Annotated in this window: 1 protein-coding gene; it reads left to right on the plus strand. The window is 71.0% G+C overall.

Annotated features, from left to right (window positions below; translation table 11 throughout):
* Window positions 1–42: 42 nt before the first annotated feature.
* Window positions 43–490: hypothetical protein (locus F6X68_RS33135; RefSeq protein ID WP_225852582.1), on the plus strand; the 448-nt coding region annotated here is incomplete at its 3' end.

Here is a 490-nt window from a genome sequence, read left to right on the forward strand (position 1 = left end):
GACGACAGCCAGGACGGCGGCGACCACGTCGACTCGCACCGCATGCCGGCCTACGTGATCTCGCCCTGGGCCCAGCAGGGCAAGGACGCAGCCAGCGCGCCGGTGATCGGACGGCGTTACGACCAGCTGTCCATGCTGCGCACCATCCAGCTGATGCTGGGCCTGCCCTCGCCGTCCCTGCTGCACTCGCTGGCGGCGCCGATGTACGAGGTGTTCATCGATCCGTCGCAGACGCCCGACACCAGGACCTATACCGCGATCCTGCCGGAGCGCTCCCTGGTCGAGCAGAACGGCAAGACCGCAGCGTCACAGGCCTTCGCGCGCAATGCGCCGGAGTTGTACCGGCTGTCGCAGGCGCCGCCCTGGCGCCGTCCCGACGCGGTGCCGCAGGAGCTGGCGGACCGCATTCACTACGCCAACGTCTGGGGCGACGACCGGCACTACCCGGGGCCGGGGCCGAACGCGTCGGTGGAGGAGCACCAGCGGGCGG

Origin of the sequence: Micromonospora sp. AMSO12t (genome assembly GCF_008806585.1) — a bacterium.
GTDB classification, from domain to species: domain Bacteria; phylum Actinomycetota; class Actinomycetes; order Mycobacteriales; family Micromonosporaceae; genus Micromonospora; species Micromonospora reichwaldensis.